General features: G+C 64.3%; 22 protein-coding genes. 16 read left to right on the top strand and 6 right to left on the bottom strand.

The features are described from left to right. Positions 1-313: 313 nt before the first annotated feature. Positions 314-880, bottom strand: coding sequence for a hypothetical protein (locus H2LOC_RS15090; protein WP_136497797.1), 567 nt, complete (start codon positions 878-880; stop codon positions 314-316). Positions 881-1,055: 175 nt separating this feature from the next. On the opposite strand from H2LOC_RS15090, the gene H2LOC_RS15085 reads away from it, so the two are divergent. Continuing rightward, positions 1,056-1,871 carry a DUF5765 domain-containing protein gene (locus H2LOC_RS15085; protein ID WP_136497796.1) on the top strand — a complete coding sequence of 272 codons (816 nt, stop codon included), beginning with the start codon at positions 1,056-1,058 and terminating at the stop codon, positions 1,869-1,871. A 69-nt stretch (positions 1,872-1,940) separates the two neighbouring features. Here H2LOC_RS15085 and phaC read toward each other — a convergent pair whose 3' ends face one another. Continuing rightward, positions 1,941-4,136, bottom strand: coding sequence for a class I poly(R)-hydroxyalkanoic acid synthase (phaC, locus tag H2LOC_RS15080; RefSeq protein ID WP_154331678.1), 2,196 nt, complete (start codon positions 4,134-4,136; stop codon positions 1,941-1,943). 224 nt (positions 4,137-4,360) lie between these two features. Between phaC and H2LOC_RS15075 the strand changes: the two genes are divergently transcribed. Both H2LOC_RS15075 and H2LOC_RS15070 read left to right on the top strand, forming a co-directional pair. After that, positions 4,361-4,708, top strand: coding sequence for a hypothetical protein (locus tag H2LOC_RS15075; protein ID WP_136497795.1), 348 nt, complete (start codon positions 4,361-4,363; stop codon positions 4,706-4,708). A gap of 316 nt (positions 4,709-5,024) precedes the next feature. Continuing rightward, entirely contained in the window at positions 5,025-6,242 is a 1,218-nt protein-coding gene (locus H2LOC_RS15070) for an LL-diaminopimelate aminotransferase (RefSeq protein ID WP_136497794.1), read from the top strand. 88 nt (positions 6,243-6,330) lie between these two features. Here the strand turns inward: H2LOC_RS15070 and H2LOC_RS15065 are convergent, their stop codons facing one another. Beyond that, positions 6,331-7,320, bottom strand: a complete 990-nt coding sequence (locus tag H2LOC_RS15065; protein ID WP_136497793.1) for an AraC family transcriptional regulator — start codon at positions 7,318-7,320, stop codon at positions 6,331-6,333. 209 nt (positions 7,321-7,529) lie between these two features. On the opposite strand from H2LOC_RS15065, the gene H2LOC_RS15060 reads away from it, so the two are divergent. The 7 genes from H2LOC_RS15060 to H2LOC_RS15030 all read left to right on the top strand — a co-directional run bounded on the left by H2LOC_RS15060 (position 7,530) and on the right by H2LOC_RS15030 (position 17,278). After that, a complete protein-coding gene (locus H2LOC_RS15060; RefSeq protein ID WP_202620472.1) occupies positions 7,530-8,678 on the top strand; it encodes an iron-containing alcohol dehydrogenase in 1,149 nt (382 codons plus the stop codon). Positions 8,679-9,102: 424 nt separating this feature from the next. Continuing rightward, positions 9,103-9,189: a K(+)-transporting ATPase subunit F gene (gene kdpF, locus H2LOC_RS22120; protein WP_136497857.1), complete on the top strand. Its 87-nt coding sequence runs from the start codon at positions 9,103-9,105 to the stop codon at positions 9,187-9,189. 231 nt (positions 9,190-9,420) lie between these two features. After that, positions 9,421-11,133: a potassium-transporting ATPase subunit KdpA gene (gene kdpA / locus H2LOC_RS15050; protein WP_136497791.1), complete on the top strand. Its 1,713-nt coding sequence runs from the start codon at positions 9,421-9,423 to the stop codon at positions 11,131-11,133. Between the two features lie 12 nt (positions 11,134-11,145). Next, positions 11,146-13,257 (top strand): potassium-transporting ATPase subunit KdpB, encoded by a 2,112-nt coding sequence (kdpB, locus tag H2LOC_RS15045; protein WP_136497790.1) that lies wholly within the window; start codon positions 11,146-11,148, stop codon positions 13,255-13,257. Between the two features lie 14 nt (positions 13,258-13,271). Beyond that, on the top strand, positions 13,272-13,871 hold the full coding sequence (gene kdpC, locus H2LOC_RS15040; RefSeq protein ID WP_136497789.1) for a potassium-transporting ATPase subunit KdpC: 600 nt from the start codon (positions 13,272-13,274) through the stop codon (positions 13,869-13,871). 36 nt (positions 13,872-13,907) lie between these two features. After that, positions 13,908-16,589, top strand: coding sequence for a sensor histidine kinase (locus H2LOC_RS15035; protein WP_162009781.1), 2,682 nt, complete (start codon positions 13,908-13,910; stop codon positions 16,587-16,589). After that, on the top strand, positions 16,586-17,278 hold the full coding sequence (locus tag H2LOC_RS15030) for a response regulator (RefSeq protein ID WP_136497787.1): 693 nt from the start codon (positions 16,586-16,588) through the stop codon (positions 17,276-17,278). Before H2LOC_RS15035 ends, H2LOC_RS15030 begins: the two co-directional genes overlap by 4 nt. Positions 17,279-17,300: 22 nt before the next feature. On the opposite strand, the gene H2LOC_RS15025 is transcribed toward H2LOC_RS15030, so the two are convergent. Next, positions 17,301-17,993, bottom strand: coding sequence for a CDP-alcohol phosphatidyltransferase family protein (locus H2LOC_RS15025; protein WP_246206848.1), 693 nt, complete (start codon positions 17,991-17,993; stop codon positions 17,301-17,303). A 217-nt stretch (positions 17,994-18,210) separates the two neighbouring features. On the opposite strand from H2LOC_RS15025, the gene H2LOC_RS15020 reads away from it, so the two are divergent. From H2LOC_RS15020 to H2LOC_RS15010, 3 genes are all read left to right on the top strand, one after another. Continuing rightward, complete coding sequence (locus H2LOC_RS15020; RefSeq protein WP_136497786.1) at positions 18,211-18,519, top strand: hypothetical protein; 309 nt, start codon at positions 18,211-18,213, stop codon at positions 18,517-18,519. Between the two features lie 24 nt (positions 18,520-18,543). After that, a complete protein-coding gene (msrA, locus tag H2LOC_RS15015) occupies positions 18,544-19,191 on the top strand; it encodes a peptide-methionine (S)-S-oxide reductase MsrA (RefSeq protein ID WP_136497785.1) in 648 nt (215 codons plus the stop codon). Positions 19,192-19,346: 155 nt separating this feature from the next. Then, the gene (locus tag H2LOC_RS15010) at positions 19,347-20,849 is read left to right on the top strand and encodes a pyridoxal phosphate-dependent decarboxylase family protein (RefSeq protein WP_136497784.1); all 1,503 of its coding nucleotides are present in this window, start codon (positions 19,347-19,349) and stop codon (positions 20,847-20,849) included. A 13-nt stretch (positions 20,850-20,862) separates the two neighbouring features. Here H2LOC_RS15010 and H2LOC_RS15005 read toward each other — a convergent pair whose 3' ends face one another. Both H2LOC_RS15005 and H2LOC_RS15000 read right to left on the bottom strand, forming a co-directional pair. Beyond that, entirely contained in the window at positions 20,863-21,378 is a 516-nt protein-coding gene (locus tag H2LOC_RS15005) for a hypothetical protein (protein ID WP_136497783.1), read from the bottom strand. Between the two features lie 90 nt (positions 21,379-21,468). After that, on the bottom strand, positions 21,469-23,094 hold the full coding sequence (locus H2LOC_RS15000) for a peptide chain release factor 3 (RefSeq protein WP_246206847.1): 1,626 nt from the start codon (positions 23,092-23,094) through the stop codon (positions 21,469-21,471). Positions 23,095-23,205: 111 nt separating this feature from the next. Between H2LOC_RS15000 and H2LOC_RS14995 the strand changes: the two genes are divergently transcribed. The 3 genes from H2LOC_RS14995 (at position 23,206) to irrA (ending at position 26,132) form a co-directional block, all read left to right on the top strand. Further along, positions 23,206-24,318: an ISAs1 family transposase gene (locus H2LOC_RS14995; RefSeq protein WP_136494500.1), complete on the top strand. Its 1,113-nt coding sequence runs from the start codon at positions 23,206-23,208 to the stop codon at positions 24,316-24,318. A 114-nt stretch (positions 24,319-24,432) separates the two neighbouring features. Beyond that, positions 24,433-25,564, top strand: a protein-coding gene (prfB, locus tag H2LOC_RS14990) for a peptide chain release factor 2 (RefSeq protein WP_136497782.1) whose coding sequence is annotated in 2 segments (ribosomal slippage) — positions 24,433-24,501 and positions 24,503-25,564 — 1,131 coding nt in all. Because the reading frame shifts where the segments join, the coding sequence is not laid out codon by codon here. 100 nt (positions 25,565-25,664) lie between these two features. After that, positions 25,665-26,132, top strand: a complete 468-nt coding sequence (gene irrA / locus H2LOC_RS14985) for an iron response transcriptional regulator IrrA (protein ID WP_136497781.1) — start codon at positions 25,665-25,667, stop codon at positions 26,130-26,132. The last annotated feature ends 19 nt before the right edge of the window (positions 26,133-26,151 follow it).

Genomic DNA, 26,151 nt, shown 5'->3' with positions numbered 1-26,151 from the left:
TAGGCTGTTTCGGGCGGGCGCAGCCGGGCGCCGCGACGCCTTCCCCTTTGGAGATGCGTCGCGCCGTCGGCGTCGTTCAGGTTTTGAATGCGCGGAGACTTTCCCGGCCGCAGGCCGGGTCGTCCAGGCTGGCTCTCTACCATTGCGTCAGCACATGGCCAATAGATGTGACAGACGGATGTCAATATCCCGAACCGGCCCTCGGCTGGGGGCCGGCGCGACCCGATAATGAAATAGCTGAAGCGCGTTCTGGTCGCGAAAGTCTCTCGATTCCTGAGGAAATGCGCTCGAGTCGAACGCGTGGTGGAGCGGCTCAGCGCGCTTTTTTCATTCCCGTCTTTCCCGGCTGGGGAAGAGGCTCGTTTCTCCCGGTGGCGCCGACGGGGGTGAAATCGACTCCCGCCCGCACCAGCCGGGTGAGGCGGCGGTCGATGTCGTCGACGCGGGAGGTCAAGGCCGCTGCGGCCTTCTCGAGCGTCTGGGTCGCCTCCTGGCCGGCGTTCTGCGAGGCCTCCAGCGCTTTGAGCCTTTCCGTCGCTCTCTGGTTTTCGACGAGATGGCGCATTTGTTCGATCTGGGCGCGGAGGGCTCGCAGCTCTTCGGTGAGGCTCGCGGCGTCTTCGCCGCCGCCGGCGCGGACGGATCTGGCGGCGTCCGGTCGCGTTCCCGCCTCGATCGCCGGCCTCACGCCCGTGCGCTCGCCGAACGAGAGCCCCACCCCGCAGCCAGCGACGATCGAGGCCGCCAGCGCGATCCAGAACTGCCTGCGCAGGCCGGAGCCGCTGTGGGATTCATCGGCGGCTTCCTCGATGCGCGACCGCATCTCTCCATAAACCTTGCCGCCGCTACGGGGCGGTAGCGAAAGGTCGTTGTCGGCCATCGAATTCTCTCCCTCGGACGCCTGCGCGTTTGCGACGATCCTCGGTTTCCGCGGTTAATGGGCGGTTAAGGTTGATAATTTGCGACAATTCCCGCGCGCGAGCCTCGATCTCGATTGACGCTGCCGCGCAATCGTGTATCGGGTCAGCCAAGAGCGGCTAACGGATAAAAAAATCATGTGCTGGAGTGGGGAAGCATCGACTGTACTCGCGGCGACAGGCATCGCGGGGGCCGCTTATTCGGCGTTGAAGCGCGATCCGGAGCCTTTGGCTCTCTGGGTGTGCCTGCTCTACTTCGCCAGCATGGAAGCGTTGCAGGCGGTAAGCTATCGGGTTCTCGATCAATGCGACTCGCCGCTAAACCAGATGATGACCCTGTTCGGTTATCTCCATATCGCCTTCCAGCCTTTCTTCATTAATTCCGTGGCGCTGTATTTCATGCCCAAGGAAGCCGCGCGCAAGGCGGCGCCATGGGCTTACGCCGCCTGTTTCGTCGGCTCGATCGCGATGCTGGTCCAGCTCTATCCCTTCTCCTGGGCGGGCCATTGCCAGATCGGGCGTCCGCTGTGCGGGGAATATCTCTGCACCGTTCACGGCGAATGGCATCTCGCCTGGCTCGTGCCCACCAACGGCATCGGCAACAGCATGGCGGACAACGCCTGGCTCGGCCGCGGCTTCCTTTCCTATCCGCTGACGGCCTTCGTGCTGCCCGCGCTGATCGGCAGCTGGCGCTTCACGTTGTTTTCCTATGTGGCGGGGCCGTTCGTGGCCGCGCTGACCACCAACAACATCAACGAATGGCCTGCGGTCTGGTGTCTTTTCAGCATCGGCCTCGTGCTGGCGATCATCAAGACGCCGCTGCGCCGCCATCTGCATGTGGGCGAGCCGTGGTGGGCCTATGTCGCCGGGCGTTGGGCTCAAAGAAAGGGCGCTTCTTCTTCGGGCGCCGCCGAAGTCGCAAAAAGCGCCGCCGAGGCGCCTCCTGCGGAGTGACGGCTTCGCGCAACATCGCGATCCAGAGCGTTTCAGGCGCTCTGGATCGCTCGACGCGAACCGATTTTTTCAGGCTTTCACCTGCACATATTCTCCGGGCGCATCGCAGACCGGCGCGAGCTTTCCCGAGCCGGGCTCGCGGGCGGGAACCTTCTTGGGCGCCTGTGATTTCATCCATTCCAGCCAGTCCGGCCACCATGAGCCCTTGGTCTCATGGGCCTTCTTCAGCCAGTCCTCATAGGCGCCGACGGGCGGGCCGCCTATCCAATATTGATATTTGCGCTTGTCGGGCGGATTGATGATCCCCGCGATGTGACCCGCGCCGCCGAGCACGAATTTCACCGGGCCGCCAAAATATTGCGCACCGATGAAGACCGACCGGGCCGGCGCGATATGGTCCTCCCTGGCGGCGATCTCATAGATCGGAACGGTCACTTTCTTGAGGTTCAGCTTGACCCCGTCGATGACCATCTCCCCGCGGGTGAGGTTGTTTTCGAGATAGCAGTTGCGCAGGTAGAAGGAATGGTTGGCGCGCGGTATGCGCGTGCTGTCCGCGTTCCAGGCCAGAAGGTCGAAAGCGGAGGGGGATTCCCCTTTCAGATAATTGTTGACGACATAGTTCCAGACCAGCTCGTTCGGCCGCAACATGTTGAAAGTGTTGGCCATCTTGACGCCTTCGAGATAGCCGGTCTTGGCCATCGTCTCCTCCAGGGCGGCAAGCTTCGCCTCGTCGACGAAAATCTGCATGTCGCCGGCTTCGGAGAAGTCGACCTGGGTGGCGAAGAAGGTCGCGCTGTCGATGCGCTTGTCGCGCTTGGCCGCCATATAGGCGAGTGTCGAGGCGAGCAGCGTGCCGCCGACGCAATAGCCTGCGGCCGCGATGCGTTTTTCCCCCGTCGCCTGCTCGATGGCGTCGAGCGCGGTCAGTATCCCCATATGCATGTAGTCTTCGAAGCCGAGGTCGGCTTTGCTCACGTCCGGATTGACCCAGGAGATGATGAAGACCGTCAGCCCCTGCGCCGCCGCCCAGCGCACGAAGCTTTTCTCGCGATTGAGGTCCATCACATAATATTTATTGATCCAGGGCGGCACGATCAGCAGCGGCCGGGCGTAGACCTCGGGAGTGGTCGGAGCATATTGAATGAGCTCCATGACCTCGTTGCGGAAAATCACCTTGCCGGGCGTCGTCGCCATTTCGACGCCGAGGCGGAACTTGCTCTGGTCGGTCTGGCGGATTTTCAGCGTGCCGCCGCCGGCCGAAAGATCTTCGGCGAGCATTTCCATTCCGCGGACCAGATTTCCGCCGCGCGCGGCCAGGGTGGCCCGCAGCAGCTCGGGATTGGTGGCGACGAAATTGGACGGCGACAAGGCGCTGGAGATCAGCCTCGTATAGAAGGCCGCTTTGGAGCGGGTCTGGGAATCGAGGCCCTCGCTATGCTCCACCATGTCGTTCGCCCATTGCGTGGTGAGCAAATAAGACTGGCGCAGGCAATCGAAGAACGGATTATTGGTCCAGTCCGCCGAGGCGAAGCGCTTGTCGGAGGGATCGGGCGGCACCACCGGAGGCCTGTCCTCCCCGGCGAAGCGCCGCAGCGTCTGGCTCCAGATGTCGTTGAGCCCGCTCAGCAAGGCCGCCTGCGCCTTGGCGGTGCGCTCCGGCTGCAGCATCCAGTATTCCGCAACTGAGCCGAGCGTCCTTGTGGCGTCCGCGATTTCCAGCGCCAGTTCGCTGCGGGTTTCGTTGAGGTCGGGCGCGCTCATCGCCGCGGCCAGAACGCGGCGTCCCTGATCGACGAGCTTGGCGAGGTTTTCCGCTGCGGCGTCGAATTCTCCCGTCGGGGCGTGAGGGGCGTGGTTCTCGCGGGGCTCGCGATCGGCGTCGGGGTTCGGCGCGGCGCCGATCGCTTGGGGAGGCCCGGCGTCCGGGGTGCGAGGAGGCTCGGCGGCTTGCGCCGGAGCCGCCTTGGCTCTGGGCGTTTTGGCCTTTTTCGCCGGGGCGCGGCGAACCCGGGGCGCGGGTTCGGGCGTCGTCGCCTCCGGGGCTTCGGGCGGCAATTCGATCGGCGGGGCGAAAGGCGCGACGGCGGAGACGGATTCCTTGAGCGCCGTGCGAGAACGCAGCCTCGCCGCGGCCGGAGCTTTGGCGCTCTCTTCCTTAACGGCTGTCTTTTTGATTTTGTTGCTCCAGGAAACAGTTTGCGCGACGCTTTTCGCCGGCTTATTGACCGGTCCAGGCTCCCTGCCTGGTTCGTGATCGGCGGCCATGCTCATTCCTGTCCATCGATCCTGACACGCGGCCGGTGGCCAAGCGGTCCGGATTCTGTTATCTCAACACTATGCCCCTAGCGACGCACGCCGTCACTGATCAATCAATTGTGCGGATGCGAATGCGCTCCGGTTCCGACCCAGCATTTAGTGCCCTACGCACGCTAACGCAATGTGACATAAGCGGCGCGGGCGCGTCCAGGTTATTTTGCACTGCAGCAAAATTGGGCCTCGCCTGGGCTTTTCTGTGGTTTGGCGGGCAAGCTCTGGCGCAGGAGTCGCCGCAGAGCGGCGGCGAAGCGGTGGGCAGGGCGCTGGACGCCCTTCATCTTCGCGCCGAACCCGCCCCGTCGGCCGATTTCGTCGAGAAGGCGCGGCCCGATTCGTCCTCGCTCGACTACAAGCCGCTGGCTCCGACCGACAAATCCTCAAACAAGAAATCCGCGGCCGAGCTGGACGCGCTGGGAGCGGACCTCGAAAAGGCTTTGGAGCGGAACCGGAAGGCCGCGGCCCGCGTCAAGACGCCGGATTCGCCCGCCGCGCGCCCTTCGCCCAAAAAAAATCGCGACTAGCGCGCAAACACGACGACGGCGCGCCCGCGGCCGGGGGAATTTCGGGTTTTCCTCCCGGGGCAAAAATGCTCTAGAGTCGTTCCGATTCAGATTGAACCGGAAAGACGCCGGCTTTCCCTGTTCGATCGTGTTTTCTTGACGCGAGCTTTATCCACGTCGCTCGAAAACACACTGGAGCGTTTCCAGCCGAAAGCGGACGCCGGTTCGGCGTGGGAAATGCGTTGAAACAAAAGCTTGGAGGGCGTTCATGTTTCCCTGAAACATGAACGCGCTCTGGAACGCCAACTTGGTTCTCAACCCTCAGCGGACTTCGTTAATGTCGGATTTCTATCGCATCAAGCGCCTTCCTCCTTATGTCTTCGAGCAGGTCAACCGGCTCAAGGCGAAAGCGCGCGCGGGCGGCGCCGACATCATCGATCTCGGCATGGGCAATCCGGACCTGCCGGCGCCCAAGCATGTGATCGAAAAACTGGTCGAGACCGCGGGACGGCCGCGCACCGACAGATATTCCGCCTCCAAGGGCATCGCCGGCCTGCGGCGCGCGCAGGCGGGATACTACCGGCGCCGCTTCGGCGTCGAACTCGATCCCGACACGCAGGTCGTCGCGACGCTGGGCTCGAAAGAGGGCTTCGCCAATATGGCGCAGGCGATCACGGCCCCCGGCGACGTCGTGCTGGTGCCCAATCCTTCCTATCCCATCCACGCTTTCGGATTCCTGATGGCGGGCGGCGTGATCCGTTCGGTCCCGGCCGATCCCACCCCGCAATATTTCGAGGCGCTCGAGCGCGCGGTCAAACATTCGATCCCCAAGCCCATCGCGGTGGTCGCGTGCTATCCCGCAAATCCCACGGCCACGGTGGCGTCGCTCGATTTCTACAAGGATCTGGTGGCCTTCGCGAAAAAGCACGAGATTTTCGTGCTGTCCGATCTCGCCTACGCCGAGGTCTATTTCGACGACGACCCGCCGCCCTCGGTGTTGCAGGTTCCCGGCGCCTTCGACGTCACCGTGGAATTCACCTCCATGTCCAAGACCTATTCCATGGCGGGCTGGCGCATGGGCTTCGCCGTCGGCAACGAACGGCTTTGCGCGGCGCTGGCGCGGGTGAAGAGCTATCTCGATTACGGCGCCTTCACGCCGATACAGGTGGCCGCGGCTGCAGCCCTCAACGGCCCCGACGACTGCATCAAGGAGATGCGCTCAATCTACAAGAAGCGCCGCGACGTGATGGTCGAGAGCTTTGCGCAGGCGGGGTGGAACATCCCGTCGCCCACCGCGTCGATGTTCGCCTGGGCCCCGGTGCCGGAGCGCTTCGCCGGACTGAGCAGTCTCGAATTTTCCAGCCTGCTGATCGAAAAGGCCGACGTGGCGGTGGCGCCCGGCGTCGGCTTTGGCGAGCATGGCGAAGGTTTTCTGAGACTGGCGCTGGTCGAGAACGAACAGCGCATTCGTCAGGCGGCGCGTAATCTGCGGCGCTTCTTCGATTCCGCCGACCACAGATTGCACAATGTGGCGCCGAGAGTCGCGCGGGGGTGAGAATCCCATAGGGGCGCTCTCGCCCGGACGGATTCGTCCGGGCGTCGAAGCCCTGCGTCGCGCCGGCGTGATTTTCACCTCCAGCCTTTCAACGGAGCGCGGCGGCTATTATCTCCGGCGCCGGCGCAGCCGTACCGGCATGAGGATTCGGCGCCAGAGCCGACCGGGCCGGATCTTCGGCGTTTCGGCGCAACGCCTTGATGTCCCGTTTCGGCGACGCCCCAAAGAGGCGGTTGTAGTCCCGGCTGAAATGCGATGGACTTTCATAACCGACATGGAACGCCGCCTCCGCGGCGTCCCGGCGTTCGTTCAGCATCAACCGGCGCGCTTCATTGAGCCGCAGCCACTTCTGGTATTGCAAGGGGCTCATGGCCGTAAGTTGCCGAAAGTGGTGGTGGAAGGTCGACGGGCTCATCAGGGCGCGGGCGGCCAGATCCTCGACCCGGAAGGGCGAGGCGTAATTCATCTTCAGCCAGTCGATGGCCCGCGCGATCCGATGGCTTTGGCTGCCGACCGAGGCGATTTGCCATAGACGCGCCGCCTGATCGCTCATCAGCAGGCGGTAATGGATTTCTCTCTGGATGAGCGGCGCAATTACCGGAATGGCGGCGGGTTCGTCGAGCAAATCCACCAGACGCTTGATCGGCCCCAAAATGGCGGGGGTGAGCGTGCCGATCACCAGCCCTCTGCCGCTCGGCGGATCCTGCGGCGGCGGCAGGCCGCCTTGCGCGATCAACTCCGCCACGATGCGCAGATCAAGCGTCAGGGCCAGCCCCAGACAAGGGCTCTCCCGGCTGGCTGCGATCGTTTCCGAATTGGCGGGGATATCGAGCGATGTGATCAGAAAGCGCTCGGTGTCGTAAGGAAACGCTTCGCCTCCGACAAAAATCTGCTTTTTCCCCTGAGAGACGAGCACGACGCTGGGCTCGATCAGGCAGACTGCGGGCGGAACCGGCGCTTCGCGGCGAAAGAAGCCGAGGTTGCGGATCGCGGTCGAACAATCCGAGACCCCTCGGGTCCAGCGATCGATAACCCGGGCCAGCATCTCATGCAGCGCGGCGATGTCCTCGTTCGGCATGTCGCCCTCCTCGGTCCGGCGGAGAGTAATATGGACGCCGCCAATTTTTCCATAAAAGAACAGCGCGTCGGAGGATCGGGCAAGAAATCGGGCGGGACGTTATACCGCCCGCAGGCCCAATGTTTTTAAAGGATAAGTCGCATGGACTTTACGGCCGGGGATCGCGGCGATCCCGAGAGAGCGGCGTCGGCAATCCTGGGGGCGAGCACGTGGAAAATTTTACATTCTTCAATCCGACCAAAATCGAATTCGGCCTCGGCAAGGAGCAAACGATTGGTCGGCATCTTTCCGAGCATGGCGTCAAGAAGGTTCTGCTCTGCTACGGCAGCGAGCGGATCAAGCGCGAAGGCCTTTTCGACGTCGTCGCGCGGAGCCTCGCGGAAAAGGGCGTCGCTTGGGTCGAACTTGGCGGCATCGTCAGCAATCCTGTGATTTCCAAGGTGCGGGAAGCCGTCTCGCTGGGACGCGCCCATCAGGTCGACGCCATATTGAGCGTCGGCGGCGGCTCGGTCCTCGACAGCGCCAAGGCGATCGCCGCCGGCCTTCGCTATGACGGCGACGTCTGGGATCTTTTTGTCGGGAAAGCGGGCATCGAGTCGGCGCTACCTTTGTTCGCCATCCTGACTTTGGCTGCGACCGGCAGCGAGATGAACGCGGCGGCCGTGGTCACAAATGAAGAGACCAGGGAAAAATTCTTCATCATGTCTCCGGCGCTGTTTCCCGTGGCGTCCATCGTCAACCCCACGCTGATGCGGAGCGTTTCGCGGGAATATCTGGTTTATTCGGCTTCGGACGTCATCGCTCATTTGATCGAGGGCTATTTCACGGCGGCGGAGCATCCGAAGTTGCAATCCCGGCTCGTGGAAGCTCTCATCAACACGGTGATCGAGACCACCGAGGCGCTATTGGTCGATCCCGAGGACGACGACGCCCGCGGCCAGTTCGCCTGGGCGGCGACGCTGGCTCTGAACGGCCTCACCTCGGCCGGCGTTTCGGGCTCCAGTTGGCCCAACCACGCCATCGAGCATGCGATCTCCGCCCTTTTCAACGTGCCCCACGGCGCCGGTCTTTCCGTGGTGATGCCGGCATGGATGAAATGGAGCCTGAGCCGCAATCCGGCGCAGTTCAAGCGATTTGCCGCGACCGTGTTCGGGGTCGACACCGCCGAGCAGGGCGTCGCCGCTCTGGAAGCCTGGTTCGACAAGATCGGCACGCCGACGCGCCTTTCGCAGTTGGGCCTTGGGGAAACGCAAATCCCGGCCATCGTCGAAAATGCGCTGGGCAATGTCGGCGCCTTTGGAATCGCCGATGTCTATACTCGGGAAACGATCGCCGACATCCTGACCAACGCGTTGTAATCGCCTCATTCAGGATTGCCGCCGGAGGAGACGGAAGCTTCGCTCCCGGCGGCGATTTACCAGGAAATTCGGCCTCTGCGACCATTTTTCTCTTTGGGGGCGAATTGCGCCGGGCGCGGTTGGAGTTTGTCTTCGCCGCTTGCCGATTATGAACCGCGCCGGTATCGTTTTCGCTGTGGCGGGCGGCTCGCTCGCCCTGTTACGCCTTCGCCACGAACGAGCGATAGGCTGCTTCTTTATAAAGTCCTTATACGGTATCGCGCGTTCCCTATAGAAACCTGATGCGGACGAGTTCATTTTCCGGCCCGAAACTCAAGGGGGATCGCAAATGCTCGACCTCGCCTATCTCGGCCTCGGCCTGGCGCTTTTTATCGTCGTCGCCGCTTATGCGCGCGGCCTGACGCGTCTTTGACGGGAGAGTTCCATGCTGGAGCCGCTTATCGGTCTCGTCGTCGCGGCGCTGCTTTGCGCCTATCTTCTCTACACTCTGCTTCGTCCTGAAGAATTCTAGCGCTCCCACATTCGAACGGAATCGTTCGAGCGCGAGAGACATATGGAATTCGAGCGGCCTCTCACGTCGCCTGAAAGCGCGTCAGCGGGCTCCTCAGGGTGAGGGGATCGGGTGTGTCGAGAGAGCCGCTCTCGAGCCGATCAATCACATCATTACATACAGCGCATTGCCGTCGCGCGAAAACTTTTGCGGCTATGCGCTCTAATCGCGGTCCAATCGCGGGAGCGTTTCATGTCACTGGCAGGCTTTATCCAGATAGCCGTCACCTTGTTGCTCGTCTTCGCGGCCGCGGCGCCGCTCGGCGGATATATTCGCCGCGTCATGGAAGGCGAGCGGACGCCCTTGTCCGCCCTCGGCGCGCCGGTCGAGCGCGCCTTCTATCGGCTCGCCGGCGTCGACGCCGGACGGGAGCAGGGCTGGCTCGCCTACGCCATGTCGATGCTGGCGTTCAGCGTCGCGGGTTTTCTCTCCCTTTACGCGTTGCAGCGGCTGCAGAATTTTCTGCCGCTCAACCCGCGCGGATTCGACGGCGTGGCGCCGGACCTTTCCTTCAACACGTCGCTGAGCTTCATCACCAACACCAACTGGCAGAACTACAGCGGCGAGACGACCATGAGTCATCTCACGCAGATGCTCGGCCTCACAGTGCATAATTTCGTGTCCGCGGCGACGGGCCTTGCGGTGGCCTTCGCGCTGATCCGCGCTTTTTCGCGCGCGGAATCGAAGACGCTGGGGAATTTCTGGGTCGATATGACCCGGGCGACGCTCTATCTCCTGCTGCCGATGGCGATCGTCTTTTCGCTGGTTCTCGTCGCGCTCGGCGTTCCGCAAACCTTGCAGGGCGCCCTCGAGGCGACGACGCTCGAAGGCGCAAAGCAGGTCATTTCCATTGGTCCCGTCGCCAGCCAGGAAGCCATCAAGGAGCTCGGCACCAACGGCGGCGGCTTCTTCAACGCCAACGCCGCGCATCCTTTCGAGAACCCCAACGCCTGGACCAATCTCCTGGAAATATGGGCGCTGCTGGTCATTCCTTTCGCGACCGTCTTCGCCTTCGGGCGCGCTGTGCTCGATCCGCGCCAGGGCCGGGCCATCGTCATCGCAATGTCGATCGTTCTGATAGCGGGCGTTGCGGTCGCCTATTGGGCGGAGGCCGCTGGCAACCCCCTGCTTTCGGAAATGGGCGTCGACGCCGCACCCGGCAATATGGAAGGCAAGGAGGTGCGTTTCGGCGTGGCCATGAGCGCGCTCTACGCAACGGCGACGACGGGCACCAGCACCGGCTCGGTGAACGCGATGCATGATTCCTTCACGCCCCTCGGCGGACTGGTTCCGCTCTTCAACATGCTGCTCGGCTGCATCTCGCCCGGCGGCGTCGGAGCGGGGCTCTATGGCTTCCTCATTCTCGCGGTCATCGCCGTCTTCGTCGCGGGGCTGATGGTCGGGCGCACGCCGGAATATCTCGGCAAGAAGATCGAGGTGCGCGAGATGAAGCTCGCCATGCTCGCAATATTGATCTACCCGGCGACGGTCCTCGGCTTTACGGCGGCTTCGGTCATGCTGAAGCTCGTGACCGACAATTATCTCGGCAATTCGGGACCCCACGGATTGTCGGAGGTGATCTACGCCTTCGCCTCCACCACCGCGAACAACGGTTCGGCTTTCGCGGGCCTCAACGGCAACAACCAGTGGTTCAACGCGACGCTGGGAATCGCCATGTTCGTCGGCCGCTTCGCCTATATCGCGCCCGTGCTCGCGCTCGCCGGCTCCTTCGCCGCAAAGAAGAAGATCGCGGCGTCGAGCGGCACTTTCCCCACCCACGGTCCTCTCTTTGTCGGACTGCTGCTGGGGGTGATCGTCGTGCTCTACCTGCTGCAATATTTCCCGGCGCTCGCGCTCGGGCCGATCGTCGAACATTTCCTGCTGCAGGCCGGAAAGAGCTTTTAAGGAGCTGGTAGAATGTCCAGGAAATCCACCGCCGCCGGCCTGCTCGATTGGCCGATCGTCAGAGGCGCCGCCAGGGACGCTTTCGTCAAGCTGGATCCGCGGAAGCTCGCCAAAAACCCGGTGATTTTCGTCACCGAGATGGTCTCTGTCGTCGTCACCGTTTTTTTCGTTCGCGATCTTCTCGCCAATACGGGAACGGCCGGCTTCACCGGCCAGATCACGGCGTGGCTCTGGTTCACCGTGCTTTTCGCCAATTTCGCCGAGGCGGTGGCGGAGGGACGCGGCAAGGCGCAGGCCGACTCGCTGCGGCGCACCCGCACCGAGACGCACGCCAAGCGCCTCATCGACCCCGCCGGCAAAAGCGGTATGAAAGATGTCGTTCAGGGGGTCTCGGCGCTCGATCTCAAGCTCGGCGACGTGGTGCTGGTCGAAGCCGGGGATGTGATCCCTTGCGACGGCGAAATCATCGAGGGCGTCGCTTCGGTAAATGAATCGGCCATCACCGGCGAATCCGCGCCAGTCATTCGCGAGGCCGGCGGCGACCGTTCGGCCGTGACCGGCGGCACCACCGTGCTTTCCGACTGGATCAAGGTCAAGGTGACGGCCGAGCCCGGATCCACTTTCATCGATCGCATGATCGCGCTGGTCGAAGGCGCGCAGCGGCAAAAGACGCCGAATGAATTGGCGCTGTCCATCCTTCTCTCGGGGCTCACGATCATCTTTCTGATCGTCTGCGTGACGCTGTGGCCGCTCGCCGCCTATTCGGGAACGACGCTCTCGGTCAGCGTCCTCATCGCTTTGCTGGTCTGCCTCATTCCGACGACGATCGGCGGCCTTCTTTCCGCGATCGGCATCGCCGGAATGGATCGGCTTATCCGCTTCAACGTCATCGCGACTTCGGGCCGCGCCGTGGAGGCAGCCGGCGACGTCGATACGCTGCTGCTCGACAAGACCGGCACGATCACTTTCGGCAATCGCATGGCGGATGAATTCATCCCCGTGGGCGCGGCGACCGAACGCGAGCTCGCAGAGGCGGTTCTGCTGGCGTCCCTCGCCGACGAAACGCCGGAAGGCCGCTCGATCGTCGCTCTGGCGCAGTCCCGCTATGATGTGCGCGCGCCATTTTCTGTCGAAGCGCCCGAGCCGGCGCTCGAAGGAGCGGGCGCCGCGTCCGATCCGGACCCGTGCGCCGAAATGACGGTGGTGCCTTTTTCGGCCCAGACGCGCATATCCGGCGTCAATATCGCCGGCCGCGCGCTGCGCAAGGGCGCGGTGGACGCCATCCTCGCCCAGATCGCGGAAACAAAGATCCCGGACGGCTTCCACAAAACCGTCGAGCGGATTTCCCGGGCGGGCGGCACGCCGCTCGCCGTCTCCGACAACGGCCGTCTGCTCGGCGTCGTCTATCTCAAGGACATCGTGAAGCCCGGCATCAAAGAGCGTTTCGCCGCCCTGCGCGCCATGGGCATCAAGACGGTGATGGTGACGGGCGACAATCCGACCACGGCCGCCGCCATAGCTGGAGAAGCCGGCGTCGACGATTTCATCGCCCAGGCGACGCCGGAGGACAAGCTCGCCTATATCCGCAAGGAGCAGCAGGGCGGGCGGCTGATCGCCATGTGCGGAGACGGCTCCAACGACGCTCCGGCCCTGGCCCAGGCGGATGTCGGCGTCGCCATGCAGACCGGAACCCAGGCGGCGCGCGAAGCCGGCAATATGGTCGATCTCGATTCCGATCCGACCAAGCTCATCGAGGTCGTCGCCATCGGCAAGCAGCTGCTGATGACCCGCGGCGCCTTGACGACCTTCTCGATCGCCAACGACGTCGCGAAGTATTTCGCGATCATTCCCGCACTGTTCGTCGCCGCCTATCCCGAACTCGAGGCGATGAACGTGATGCGGCTGGCGTCGTCCCAATCGGCGATCCTGTCGGCGGTGATCTTCAACGCCCTCATCATCGTCGCCCTCATCCCGCTGGCGCTGCGCGGGGTGGAATACAGGCCGGTGGGCGCGGCCGCGCTGCTGCGGCGCAATCTTCTCATTTACGGGGCAGGCGGGCTGATCGCGCCTTTCGTCGGCATCAAGCTCATCGACCTCGTCGTTCAAGCGCTTCGCTTGGCCTAAAAGGAGTTACCGGCATGTTGAGCCAAATTCGTCCGGCTTTCGTCCTGCTGTTCCTGCTCACTCTCGTGACGGGCCTCGCCTATCCGCTGGCGATCACAGGCGTGGCGCAGATCGCTTTTTCCGCCCAGGCCAATGGGAGCGCCGTCGAGAGAGGCGGCGTCGTGGTGGGCTCGGCGCTGATCGGCCAGAATTTCGTGGGCGACGGGTATTTCCACGCCAGGCCTTCCGCGACCAGCGCCCCGGACCCCGCCAATCCCGACAAGAGCGTGGACGCGCCCTATAACGCCGCCGCTTCGTCCGGCTCCAATCTCGGACCGACGTCGAAGAAACTGATCGAACGGGTCAACGCCACGATAGAATCCGAATTCGCCGCGGGGCGCATCGATGTGGTGGCCGCCGACGCTGCGACGACTTCGGGCTCGGGCCTAGATCCGCATATTTCTCCCCAATATGCGCTGGCGCAGGTCGCCGGCGTCGCCAGGGCGCGCAAGCTGAATGAGGCGCGGGTGCGGGCGCTGGTCGAGGAGCATGTCGAGGGACGGGCTCTTGGTCTCTTCGGCGAGCCGCGGGTAAATGTGCTAATGCTCAATCTGGCGCTGGACGCGCTGCAATAGCGAGAGGAAAGCACAGGTTTCGTCTTGCCGCCGCCATTGAACCGAAATTTCGACCGCCGTCCCGATCCGGACGCATTGCTCGCCGCCGCGGGCTCAGAAACCCGCGGCAGGCTGCGCATTTTCCTCGGCGCTGCGCCCGGCGTCGGCAAGACCTATGCGATGCTGGAGCGCGCCCGGGCCGTCAGCGCGGACGGCGCGGATGTGGTTGTCGGTCTCGTCGAGACGCATGGCCGCCAGGAGACGCAGGCGCTGCTGGAGGGGCTCGAGATCCTGCCCCGGCGCGAGGCGCATTACCGCGGCCATGTCATAGAGGAGTTCGACATCGACGCGGCGCTGGAGCGCAGGCCCAAGCTGATCGTCGTCGACGAACTCGCTCACACCAACGCGCCCGACAGCCGCCACCCCAAGCGCTGGCAGGACATCGAGGAACTGCTGGAGGCCGGCGTCGACGTCTGGACCGCGCTCAATATCCAGCATCTCGAAAGCCTCGCCGACGTCGTGGCGCGCATAACGGGCGTAAAGGTCCGCGAGACCGTGCCGGACCGCGTGTTGAGTTCGGCTTCGGATGTAATTCTCGTCGATGTCACGCCCGACGAGCTGATTCAGCGCCTGCACGACGGCAAGGTCTATTTTCCACAGACCGCGCGGCTGGCTGCGACGAATTTCTTCACGCCGGGCAATCTGACCGCCTTGCGGGAGCTCGCCTTGCGCAGGACCGCGGAACGGGTCGACGATCAGGTCGTCGACTATCTGCGCCAGCACGCCATCGAGGGTCCCTGGCCCACGGCCGAGCGTCTGCTGGTCTGCGTCGGAGCGGACTTTTCCTCCGAGATCGTGGTGCGCGCGGCGGCGCGCCTCGCGAGCGGCCTCAACGCGGAATGGACCGCGGTTTTCGTCGAGCGGCCGGGAGAGGAAGAGGCCGACGCCGCGCGGGTCAAGCGCGTGGATGACGCCTTGCGTCTCGCCGAGCGGCTCGGCGCCTCGACCGAGCGGCTTTCTGCGCAGGATCTCGCAGGCGAACTGCTGCGCTTCGCGCGCCGGGAGAATTTCACCCAGATCGTGCTCGGCCGTTCGCGCGCCGGACGCTTCGCCGGCATGTTGCGGCCATCGCTGACTCAGGAGCTGGTGAGGCGCTCGCGCGACATCGCGGTTCACGTCGTGATGGACGAAGCGGTCCCGCCGGCGCCGGGCAAACCGGCGATCGCTTCTCCCGTGTCGCTCGCAGGGGGGATCGCGGCGGCTGCGGCGACGGTTGGCGTTGCGGTCGGTCTCGGCTTTGTGCTCGATCACTGGCTGCATTTGCCGAATCTGTCGATGATCTTTCTCGTCGCGGTCATTTTATGCGCGGTGCGTTTCGGTCTCTCCTCGGCGATCGCGGCGTCGTTTTTCTCTTTCCTCGCCTTCGATTTCTTCTTCGTCGAGCCGCTCTATAACTTTTCGATCTCGCAGCCGCAGGAATTCCTCGCCCTGCTGATGTTCCTGGTCGTCGCCGTGATCACGGGGCTTCTCGCCGGCCGCGCACGGGAACATTCGCTCCAGATGACGCAGCGGATCGACGCGGGACGGGCCTTGTTCGAATTCTCCCGAAAAGTTTCGGCGGCGGCGGCCTTGGAGGATGTCGCCTGGGTGGCGACCGCCCAGGCCCAGAAAGCCCTGGGCGCGCAATGCGTGGTTGCGCTCGCCCCGCAGGAGGGCGAGTTGCGCCTCGCCGCCGCCTGGCCTCCGCTGGATGCGCTGGAAGTCGGCGAAATGAGCGCCGCCCGCTGGGCTTTCGAAAAGGCGGAGGCTTCGGGCTGGCGAACGGGAACATTGCCCAATGTGCGTTTCCAGTTTCGCCCGCTGACCACCCCGCGCGGGGTGGTCGGGGTTTGCGGGGTTCATCCCAAAAATCCCGACGAGCCGCTGTCTCCGCAGGACGACAGGACCCTGTCTTCCATTCTCGATCAGACCGCGATCGCGGTCGACCGCGCCCAGCTCATCGACAAATCCATCCACGCCGCGGCTCTCGAAGAAAACGAAAAGCTGCGGACGACGCTGCTTTCGTCGCTTTCCCACGATCTGCGCACGCCGCTCGCCTCCATCACCGGGGCGGTGACGAGCCTGCGCGAACTCGGGGACAAAATGTCCGGGCCCGAGCGGCAGGATCTGCTGGCCTCGATCGAGGAGGAAGCGGGCAGACTTTCGCGCTTCGTCAAGAATCTTCTCGACATGTCGCGGATCGAAGCCGGAGCGCTCGAAGTCCGGCGCGACTGGGTGGAGGTTCCCGACGCCATTCGGGCGGCCGCCCAGCGCATTCGAAAAGTTTTCGCGGACGGCAAGATCACGATCAGCGTCGCGCCGGATCTTCCCTTCATCCGCGCCGATGCGAATCTCCTCGAGCAGGTGCTGTTCAACCTGCTGGACAACGCTCATAAATATGGCGGCGGCGGACCCGTGAGCATTCACGCGCGGCAGGAGGGCGGGGATGTCGTCGTGACCGTCACCGACGAAGGGCCCGGGGTGAAGCCCGGCGATCTCGAACGCATTTTCGAGAAATTCTACCGCGGTGGGCGTCCCGACGGGCGCAAGGCCGGGACGGGCCTCGGACTTTCGATCTGCCGCGGCCTCGTCGAGGCGATGGGCGGAACCATAACGGCGCAGAGTCCGGCGGCGCGCAGGCGCGGCGCGCGCATGGTGTTGCGCTTTCCGGCCGCTCAAACCAAAGGGAAGATAGGATGAGCGGAGAGAGAATTCTCGTCGTCGACGACGAAGCGGAGATTCTCCGGTGCCTGCGCCCCGCCCTCACCGCCTGCGGTTATGAGGTGCTGTCCGCGGAGAGCGGCAAGGAGGCGCTTCGCGCCATCGCAGCCCGCGCGCCCGACGTCGTTCTGCTGGATCTCGGCCTTCCCGACATGGACGGCAAGGAAGTGATCGCCCAGGCCGGCGCTTTCTCGAAGACCCCGATCCTCGTTCTCTCCGCCCGCGACCGCGAAGCGGAAAAGATCATGGCGCTCGACGCCGGGGCGGTCGATTATGTGGAAAAGCCCTTCGCGATCGGCGAACTGATGGCGCGGCTGCGCGCGGCGCTGAGGCACGCCTCGCGCGACGGCGTCAAGGTGGAGCGGATCGAGCGAGGCGATCTCGTGATCGATCTCGGGCGCAGGCTGGTCGCGCGCGCCGGGATGCCGATCAAGCTGACGCCGAAGGAATACGACCTCCTCGCGCATCTCGCGCGGGGCGAAGGGCGTCTCCTGACCCATCGGCAATTGCTGTCGGCGGTCTGGGGGCCTGCGCATGTCGACGATTCGCAGTATCTGCGCGTCTTCATCGGCCAGCTGCGCGCCAAGATCGAGGAGGATCCGGCCAATCCGAAGCTCATCCTCACCGAGCTCGGAGCGGGATATCGCTTTGCGGAGGCCGGGCTCTGAGCGACGCGCGCTTCAGATTGCTCTAAAAATCCCGCTTGCCCTGGGTCAGGGCGATCTTGCGCGCGTCGAGAACGATTTTCACGATCAATCCCGCGACCGTCACGCTGCCGAGAGCGATGACGACCTCGTCGAGCTTCGTCAGTCCGCTCGCGCCGCGCTCGTCTATGCCGAGGGCGATGGCGATGAAAGGCCACACCGCCAGCATCGCCCGAAACTCCGTGGTGCCGATGCCGATATAGGCCATTTGCCCGGGTACGCGCGCGGTCGCCCTGATATAGGTATAGCTCGAGTAGAGCAGGTAGCAGGCCAGCACCACCGCCGCCGAGGCCAGCGAAAAGAACGGCGAGAAGCCGAAAGCCAGAATGATGAGAAGCTGGGTGCCGAGATCGGCGCTATGGTCGAGCAGGCCCTGGCTGGGGCGCTCGAGATGGCGCGCCCGGGCCAAAGGGCCGTCGAGCGAGGTGCCGAGCCAGTTCAGGAAGACCCCGATCGGGATGAGAGGCGTCCAGGCGAAAGATTGCCGGCTCGCCAGCAGGGCGACGGCCGCGACGATCCCTCCGCCGACGCCGAGCCAGGTCAGATGCCGCGGCGAGACGGCGTCCGGAAGCCTCGCGACGATGGCCCGGATCGCCTTTTCCGCGGAGGACCCGAAGAAGCTCTGGAAATGCCCTTTGGGCGGTTGAGCCACCTTGCTGAGGATGTCCGCGAGGTTCATACGCCAAAATTCCACCGGGGGCCCGTGTCTGCGACAGACAATCTCACAACTCCGCACATTTTCACATAGCGAGCTCGACGAATAATGCTAAAGCCCGCGAACAGGGGTTTTGTGTCTGTTCGGCGCCGGGCCGGCTTATTCCCGCGTGGACAGAAACCGATCGCGCACCCTATAAAACCCTTGGGCGTTTGCGCTCGTCTTTTTCGGCTTCGGGCTCATGCTGCGACTGTTGATCCGCCTCGCGGGGGTTGTTTTTCTTGGCGCGGGCTTCGTCGCGCTCGTCGTCGACGGAGCGCGCTCCCTCGCCGGGGGCAATTTCTACATTATCACGCTGGCAAGCATGTTGCAGGGGGCAAATCCGTCGGCCAGAGCGGATATCGACTCTTCTCTCGGGTCGATCGCGTCCGGCGCGCTATTCTATCTGCTGGCGTGGATTCCGCTCAGCGTCGCTTTCTGCGTCGCCGGCGGCGCGCTTTTCGTGGCCAGCCACAAGGAACGGACCGAGGTCGGCCCACTGGCCGAATGAACCGGCGCTAGGGGAATCCGAAACATGGCGCTCTATCCTGGAATTTTCGGCGGAGCGGCCCCGACCCCGCTTCCCGATCGGACGACGCCGGTCTTTCATGGCGAGCGGCATTTTGTCACAGGCAGGCCGCTGGACCCGCCTTTTCCGCCCGGGATGCAGACAGTCCTGTTCGGCATGGGATGCTTTTGGGGCGCCGAGCGTAAATTCTGGCAGGCGGGGGAAGGCGTTCATGTCACGGCCGTCGGCTACGCCGGCGGAACCACGCGCAACCCGACCTATGCCGACGTCTGCACCGGAAGAACCGGACACGCCGAGGTCGTCCTGGTGGTCTACGATCCCCTCGTCATGCCCTTCGAGCGGCTTCTGAAGCTGTTCTGGGAGAGTCACGATCCCACCCAGGGGATGCGGCAGGGCAACGACGTCGGAACCCAGTATCGCTCGGCCGTCTTCGCCTCCTCTCCCGGCCAGCTTTCGGCCGCCGAGGCTTCTCGCGGCGCCTTTCAGGCGGCGCTGTCGGATCGCGGCTATGGCGCGATCACAACGGAGATCGGCCCCACGCCGCCATTTTATTACGCCGAGGAGGGACATCAGCAATATCTCGCCAAAAACCCCGACGGCTATTGCGGCCTGGGCGGGACCGGGGTCGCCTGTCCGGTGGGCCTTCGCGCCTGACCTGACGCAAGGGGACGCCCCGGCTGTTGCAAGCCATAGCCAAATCCCGCTATTCCACCTGAAACGACTGGCGATCGCCCGACTGCTGGAGACGCGCGGCGAATGGACAGACACCCGCAACTGCGGCCCCTTCTCTTGCGGGCAGGCCAGCGAGCATGAGCGAATCGAAAGACCTGGATCCGGCCGATTGGGAGGCGTTTCGCGCCGAGGCCCATGGCGCTCTGGACGCCATGATCGACCACATCCGCGATATTCGCGAGCGGCCGGTTTGGCGCGAAGCCAGCCCGGAGGCGAAAGCGCGCTTCCGGCGCGAGCTGCCTCTCGAGGGCAAAGGGCTAGCGCGCACGCTTCAGGACTTCGACCGCTACATCAAGCCCTACGCCATCGGAAACGCCCACCCCATGTTCATGGGCTGGGTGCAGGGGGCCGGCACGCCCGTCGGCATGGTGGCCGAAATGCTGGCCGCCGGGCTCGACTCCAATTGCGGCGGACGCAACCACATCGCGCTCGACGTCGAGCGCCAGATCGCCCTGTGGATGGCGCAGGCTTTCGGCTTTCCGCCCGAGGCCTCGGGGATTTTCGTCACCGGCGCCTCGATGGCCAACTTCCTCTCCCTGCTGGTCGCCCGCGAGCGGGCGGCGGGCGCGCGGAATGTCCGGCTCAACGGGCTGAACGCGCTCGATTCGGTGCTGGTCGCCTACGCCTCGCGCGAGGTGCATAATTGCGTGCGTCAGGCGATGGAGCTTTCGGGGCTCGGCGCCCGCCATCTGCGGCTGATCGCCTCCGATGAACGCCGCGCGATGCGCATAGCCGACCTCCAGCACGCCATCGCGGCCGACCGCGCCGCCGGGCTGACGCCCTTCATGGTCGTCGGCAGCGCCGGGACGGTCGACACCGGCGCGGTGGACGACCTCGACGCTGTCGCCGACGTCGCCCAGGAAGAAGACATCTGGTTTCACATCGACGGCGCCTTCGGCGCGCTGGCGGCCTTGTCGCCCAAGCTCAAGCCGCTGGTGAAAGGGCTGGAGCGGGCCGACAGCATCGCCTTCGATTTTCACAAATGGCTGCATGTTCCCTATGACGCCGGCTTCATCCTGGTGCGCGACCCGAAGCTTCACCGGCGCGCCTTCGCCGCGGACGCAGCCTATCTCTCGCGGGCGCCGCGAGGGCTCGCCGCCGGCGAAACCTGGCCCTGCGACCTCGGCCCCGACCTCTCCCGCAGTTTTCGGGCCCTCAAAACATGGTTCACAATCGAGAGCTATGGGGTCGAGCGGCTGGGGGCCTGTATAGAGCAGACCTGCCGCATGGCCCGCCGTCTCGAGGGGCTGATCCAGGCCTCGCCGAATTTCATCATGCGGGCGCCGGTGACGCTGAACATTGTTTGCTTCGGCGCAGCCGACGATCCGGACGGAAGCCTCGCCCGCGAGATCGTGATGGATCTGCACGAGAGCGGCGAGGCGGCGCCCTCGCTGACCATATTGGACGGCGTTCCGGCGATACGGGCCGCGATCATCAACCATCGCACCCATGAGGCCGACATCGACCGTTTCATGGAGCTGCTGGAGGCGATGCGGCGGCGGGCGCTGAGGGAGCCGCATCCAGAGCCGCTCGCCGAGGCGCCGAAGGGACCGGGGCGGACCCGATTGTCGCAGGATTAGGCGGGGCGACCGATCAGAACACCGGCTTGCAATCGCCGCTGTTGATGGTCCGGTCGACGCCTGCCACGGGCTGGTCTCCATAGGGCCGCGGGCTCACGACGCCGAAGCCGAAACTATAGCCGCCGCCCTCGGGAATCGGCGTCGCGACGACGAGGGCGCTGTATTCGCCGAGGTCGGTGGCGATCTTGAGCTTCACGAACATGGGCTTGTTCACGACGGCCGGGGATGTCTCGACGATCCTGATGGGCCAGCGCCTGGAGATGTTTTTGGCGTATTCTTCGCCGACGCTCGCCGTGTTGTCGGCGAAGTTGAAATTGAAGGCCTTGGAGCTCAGGCCGACCTTGCCGCCGGTTCCGGTGCTTTCTCCGCGTTTCGAGTCATAGCAGAAATCCCCGGCGCAACGGTCGTAGGCGCGCATTTCGCAGCTCAAATCCTTGACCACGCCGCCGAGCGGCGTCTGCGACTGCGCCAGCGCGGGGGAGACGATGGCTGCGCCGACGATGGCCAGCGCGCGGTTTGCGCCAAGCATAATGCGCCTTGTTGCTCGAATGCCGACAAGGAGAGCAACCGCTCAGGCCGCCGAAAGTTGCAGGGGCGCTCACTCACGGAGGCGAGGTCTTCAGCCCTTTTTGCCAGCGCTCGCTTTTTGATAGTCCTTGACGTCCGAAAACACGATCTTCGTGTTCCGCTCGGCGTCGTAGTTCAGCGAATAGGCCGATGGCGCCATGAAGACCGGATCGCCGTCGATGTCGTCGGCGATGGCCGAGCCATGCGACTCGATGAAGCTCTTCAGCACCGCCTTGTCCTCGCTGGAGATCCAGCGGCACAGCGTGAAGCGCGAGGTTTCATATTTGGTGTCGAGGCCATATTCGCTGGAAAGCCGCGTCGCCAGCACGTCGAGCTGCAGCGCGCCCACCATGCCGACGATGGCGCCGGAGCCGTCATGCGGGATGAAGAGCTGCACCACGCCTTCCTCGGCGAGCTGAGTCAAGGCTTCGCGCAGCTTCTTGGCCTTCATGGCGTCGCCGATCACGATGCGGCGTAGGATTTCCGGGGCGAAGCTCGGCACGCCGCGGAAGACGAGGTCTTCGCCCTCGGTCAGCGTGTCGCCGATGCGCAGCAGGCCATGATTGGGCAGGCCGACCACGTCGCCGGCGAAGGCTTCGTCGGCGATCGAGCGATCGCGGGCGAAGAAGAACTGCGGCGCGTTGAGCGCGGTGGTCTTGCCGGTGCGGACCAGCTTGGCTTTCATGCCGCGCTGGAGACGGCCCGAACAGATGCGCATGAAGGCGATGCGGTCCCTGTGGTTGGGGTCCATATTCGCCTGAATCTTGAAGACGAAGCCGGTCATTTTCGGCTCATTGGCCTCGACCAGCCGCTTGTCGGCCTGCTGGCCCCGCGGCGAGGGCGCATAGGCGGCCATGGCGTCGATGAGGTCGCGCACGCCGAAATTGCGCAGCGCGCTGCCGAAGAACACCGGGGTCAGATGGCCTTCGCGGAAGGCGGCAAGATCAAACGGTTTGCTGCCCTCCTCGGCCAGCATCGCCTCCTCGCGCCATTGGTCGGCCTCGAAGGGCGGCAGCAGCGCGGTCAGGGCGGGATCGTCCAGCCCCGAGACCTTCAGCTCCTCGTCGTCCTTGTCGAGCTTGCGGACGGATCTTGTCGCAAAGCAATAGGTGCCGGCGAAAGTCTTGCCCTTGCTGATCGGCCAGGTGATTGGGGTGGTGTCGAGCGCCAGGGTTTTTTCGATTTCGTCGAGCAGCTCGAAAGGATCGCGGCCCTCGCGGTCGAGCTTGTTGATGAAGGTGACGATGGGGATGTCGCGCAGGCGGCAGACCTCGAACAGCTTGCGCGTGCGCGCCTCGATGCCCTTGGCGGCGTCGATCACCATCACCGCGGCGTCCACCGCCGAGAGCGTGCGGTAGGTGTCTTCCGAGAAGTCCTCATGGCCCGGGGTGTCGAGCAGGTTGAAGACGCAGTCGCCATATTCGAAGGTCATCACCGAGGTGACGACCGAAATGCCGCGCTCGCGCTCGATGCTCATCCAGTCGGAGCGCGTCTGCTGGGCGTTGCGCTTGGCCTTCACCGCCCCGGCGAGCTGGATCGCGCCGCCGAACAACAGCAGCTTTTCCGTCAGCGTGGTCTTGCCGGCGTCGGGATGCGAGATGATCGCGAAGGTGCGGCGCCGGGCGATCGGATCGGCGAGTTTTGCGTTGGGGGCGGGGGCGTTCATGGCGCCGGTCATAAACCTTTCCGCGGTTTGAGGCGAGAGGCCAGGGGAATCGCATTTGACGAAATGAGGTAGCGCCGGGCTGTTGAATGGATTCTGTCATTGGTTCCGATTCGCGAGGAGCCGATGAGCCTGTTGATCACGATCTTGCGGGATGTTCCCGATCCGCGCAGCGGCAACGCCACGCGGCACGAGTTGCTGGATATTCTGATGATCGCGCTGACGGCGTCGATCTGCGGCTGCGAGGGCTGCGTCGAATTTGCCGACTTTGCCGAGGACCGGGAAGAGCTGTTTCGTGAAGTCCTGAGCCTCGAGAACGGCTTGCCGAGCCACGACACGTTTTCGCGTCTGTTCCGGCAGATCGACCCGGAGGCGCTGGCGGCCTGTTTCGGGCGCTTTCTGGAGGCGCTGGGCGAGGATGGCGCGGGCGTCGTCGCCATCGACGGCAAGACGCTGCGCCGCTCCTTCGACAAGGCCAAAGGCGCCTCGGCGCTGCATGTGGTGACGGCCTTCGCCGCCGATGCGAAGCTGGTCATCGGCCAGAAGGCGGTGGAGGACGGCGGCAACGAGATCACTGCGGCCCGGGCGCTCATCGATCTGCTCGACCTGACCGGCGCGCTGGTGACCGCCGACGCCATCCACTGCAACGCTCCGACGGCGCAGAAGGTGCTCGACCGCGGCGGCGACTGGCTGTTCGCCCTGAAGGCCAACCGCCCGGCGACACTGAAAGATGTGGAGACGTTTCTGGCCGACCCCGAAGCTTGCATCGCCGGGACATTCGAGACGACGGACGCCGATCATGGCCGGGTGGAGACGCGTCGCCACGCGGTCGTTCACGATGTCGGCTGGCTGTTTCCAAAGGGCGACAAGGATCGCCCGGCGATGCCGCAGCTTTCGACCATCGGGCGGATCGAGACAGAGGTCGAGCGCGACGGCAGGATCACGCGGTCCTGCCGCTACTATCTTTCTTCCGCAAAGCTGTCCGCCGAAGCCTTCGCCAAGGCGGTTCGCGCCCACTGGAGCATCGAGAACGGCGTCCACTGGGTGCTGGACGTGACCTTCGACGAGGACAGGGCCCGCAACCGCAAGGATCACGGCGCCGAAAATCTCGCGACCATCCGAAAGCTCGCCCTCAACGTCCTCAAGCGAGCAAGGCCGGAAATCTCCATCCGACGGAAGCGCAAGCGCTCCGGATGGTCCGACGCCTTCGCCAGATCCGTCCTCGGTCAAATGCGATAGCCCTGGGCGAGAGGCGCAGCGCCCTTTACATCGGGCGCGCGCATCCTTAGGTTCCGGCCATGTTCGCGCCGCGCCCCGGAGGGGATGCGGCCAACCGGAAAGCTTTAGGAAACCATGCGCGCCGAACCCCAAGCGCTTAAAGACGACATCGAGCGGTCCATGGGACTGCTGAGGAGGCATCTTTGACGTCGAACAATCGACGCGCCGCCTCGCGGAACTGAACGCCAAGGTCGAAGACCCCGATCTCTGGAACGACGCGGAGCAGGCGCAGAAAATCATGCGCGAACGCAACGAGCTCGAAGAAAGGCTCGGGGCTCTGCAAAAGCTCGACCGGGATGTCGACGACGCCGTGACCCTCGTCGAACTCGGCGAGATGGAGAACGACGCCGCGACCGAGAGCGAAGGCGTCGCCTCCCTGAAAGCCGTGCTCGCGGAAACGCACAGGCTGCAGATGGAGGCGCTGTTCTCGGGAGAGGCCGACGGCAACGACACTTATCTCGAAGTGCATTCGGGCGCCGGCGGCACCGAAAGCTGCGACTGGACGCGCATGCTGTTCCGCATGTACGCCCGCTGGGCCGAGCGCAAGAAGTTCAAGGTCGAGGTGATCGAAGAGACCGCCGGCGACGAAGCCGGGCTCAAATCGGCGACACTTCTCATCAAGGGCCACAACGCCCACGGCTGGGCCAAGACCGAATCGGGCGTGCACCGGCTCGTTCGCATCTCGCCTTTCGACTCCAACGCAAGGCGGCACACCAGCTTCGCCTCGGTCTGGGTCTATCCCGTCGTCGACGACAGGATCGAAATCGAGGTCAACGAAAGCGATTGCCGCATCGACACCTACCGCTCCTCCGGAGCGGGCGGACAGCACGTCAACACCACCGACTCCGCGATACGCATCACCCATATTCCTTCGGGAATCGTGGTGGCCTGCCAGGCCGAGCGCTCCCAGCACAAGAACCGGGCCACCGCCTGGAACATGCTGCGCGCGCGACTCTACGAGAAAGAACTGGAACGCCGCGAGGCCGAGGCCAATGCGGTCGCCGCCTCCAAGACCGAAATCGGCTGGGGCCACCAGATCCGCTCCTATGTGCTCCAGCCCTACCAGCTGGTGAAGGACCTGCGCACCGGCCATACCTCCGGCACGCCGGCGGAAGTGCTGGACGGCGAGCTCGATTCCTTCATGCAGGCGTCCCTCGCCCAAAGGGTTTATGGCGGCGGGCCGGAGAAGGTCGAGGATGTGGAATAGCCGGGGCTCCGGCGCGCCTTCGGGCAGCGCCTGGGTGCGGTGCGACATAAATATGAGAATGGGAGTTGTCAGGGCGTCCGCCCGAACATAGTATGACATTATGAACTCGGAGCCTTGCAACATCACGCTCGACGACAGCTCGGCCGAAACCCGCGGCGACCTCCCGCAGGCGTTGGCGGCGCGTCTCAACGCGGCGGGACTGCGGCCGACCCGGCAGCGCGTCGCGCTCGGAGAGCTGCTTTTCGGCAAGGGCGACCGGCATGTCACAGCCGAACGGCTGTTCGAGGAGGCGACCGCCGCGCAGATGCCGGTGTCGCTGGCCACCGTCTACAATACCCTGCACCAGTTCACCGCCGCCGGGCTGCTGCGCGAAATCGCGGTCGACGGAGCGCGGGTCTATTTCGACACCAACACCTCGGAACATCATCATTTTCTGTTCGAGGACGACGAAGAGCTCTACGATATTCCCGGCTCCAACATCGCAGTCGCCAATCTTCCGGCGCCGCCCGCCGGGCTGAAGGTCGCCCGGGTGGACGTGATCGTCCGGCTGCGGCGCGACGACGCCTGAATCGAGGCGTCGGGAACGC

The organism is Methylocystis heyeri, from assembly GCF_004802635.2.
GTDB classification, from domain to species: Bacteria; Pseudomonadota; Alphaproteobacteria; order Rhizobiales; family Beijerinckiaceae; genus Methylocystis; species Methylocystis heyeri.
This window is presented reverse-complemented; position numbering and strand designations above follow the sequence as displayed.

What these genes read in the sequence shown, in the direction of transcription:
- H2LOC_RS15090 (WP_136497797.1), bottom strand. Translation starts at nt 880, where the DNA reads ATGGCCGACAACGACCTTTCGCTACCGCCCCGTAGCGGCGGCAAGGTT.
- H2LOC_RS15085 (WP_136497796.1), top strand. Translation starts at nt 1,056, where the DNA reads ATGTGCTGGAGTGGGGAAGCATCGACTGTACTCGCGGCGACAGGCATC.
- phaC (WP_154331678.1), bottom strand. Translation starts at nt 4,136, where the DNA reads ATGGCCGCCGATCACGAACCAGGCAGGGAGCCTGGACCGGTCAATAAG.
- H2LOC_RS15070 (WP_136497794.1), top strand. Translation starts at nt 5,025, where the DNA reads ATGTCGGATTTCTATCGCATCAAGCGCCTTCCTCCTTATGTCTTCGAG.
- H2LOC_RS15065 (WP_136497793.1), bottom strand. Translation starts at nt 7,320, where the DNA reads ATGCCGAACGAGGACATCGCCGCGCTGCATGAGATGCTGGCCCGGGTT.
- kdpF (WP_136497857.1), top strand. Translation starts at nt 9,103, where the DNA reads ATGCTGGAGCCGCTTATCGGTCTCGTCGTCGCGGCGCTGCTTTGCGCC.
- kdpA (WP_136497791.1), top strand. Translation starts at nt 9,421, where the DNA reads ATGTCACTGGCAGGCTTTATCCAGATAGCCGTCACCTTGTTGCTCGTC.
- kdpB (WP_136497790.1), top strand. Translation starts at nt 11,146, where the DNA reads ATGTCCAGGAAATCCACCGCCGCCGGCCTGCTCGATTGGCCGATCGTC.
- kdpC (WP_136497789.1), top strand. Translation starts at nt 13,272, where the DNA reads ATGTTGAGCCAAATTCGTCCGGCTTTCGTCCTGCTGTTCCTGCTCACT.
- H2LOC_RS15030 (WP_136497787.1), top strand. Translation starts at nt 16,586, where the DNA reads ATGAGCGGAGAGAGAATTCTCGTCGTCGACGACGAAGCGGAGATTCTC.
- H2LOC_RS15025 (WP_246206848.1), bottom strand. Translation starts at nt 17,993, where the DNA reads ATGAACCTCGCGGACATCCTCAGCAAGGTGGCTCAACCGCCCAAAGGG.
- H2LOC_RS15020 (WP_136497786.1), top strand. Translation starts at nt 18,211, where the DNA reads ATGCTGCGACTGTTGATCCGCCTCGCGGGGGTTGTTTTTCTTGGCGCG.
- msrA (WP_136497785.1), top strand. Translation starts at nt 18,544, where the DNA reads ATGGCGCTCTATCCTGGAATTTTCGGCGGAGCGGCCCCGACCCCGCTT.
- H2LOC_RS15010 (WP_136497784.1), top strand. Translation starts at nt 19,347, where the DNA reads ATGAGCGAATCGAAAGACCTGGATCCGGCCGATTGGGAGGCGTTTCGC.
- H2LOC_RS15005 (WP_136497783.1), bottom strand. Translation starts at nt 21,378, where the DNA reads ATGCTTGGCGCAAACCGCGCGCTGGCCATCGTCGGCGCAGCCATCGTC.
- H2LOC_RS15000 (WP_246206847.1), bottom strand. Translation starts at nt 23,094, where the DNA reads ATGACCGGCGCCATGAACGCCCCCGCCCCCAACGCAAAACTCGCCGAT.
- H2LOC_RS14995 (WP_136494500.1), top strand. Translation starts at nt 23,206, where the DNA reads ATGAGCCTGTTGATCACGATCTTGCGGGATGTTCCCGATCCGCGCAGC.
- irrA (WP_136497781.1), top strand. Translation starts at nt 25,665, where the DNA reads ATGAACTCGGAGCCTTGCAACATCACGCTCGACGACAGCTCGGCCGAA.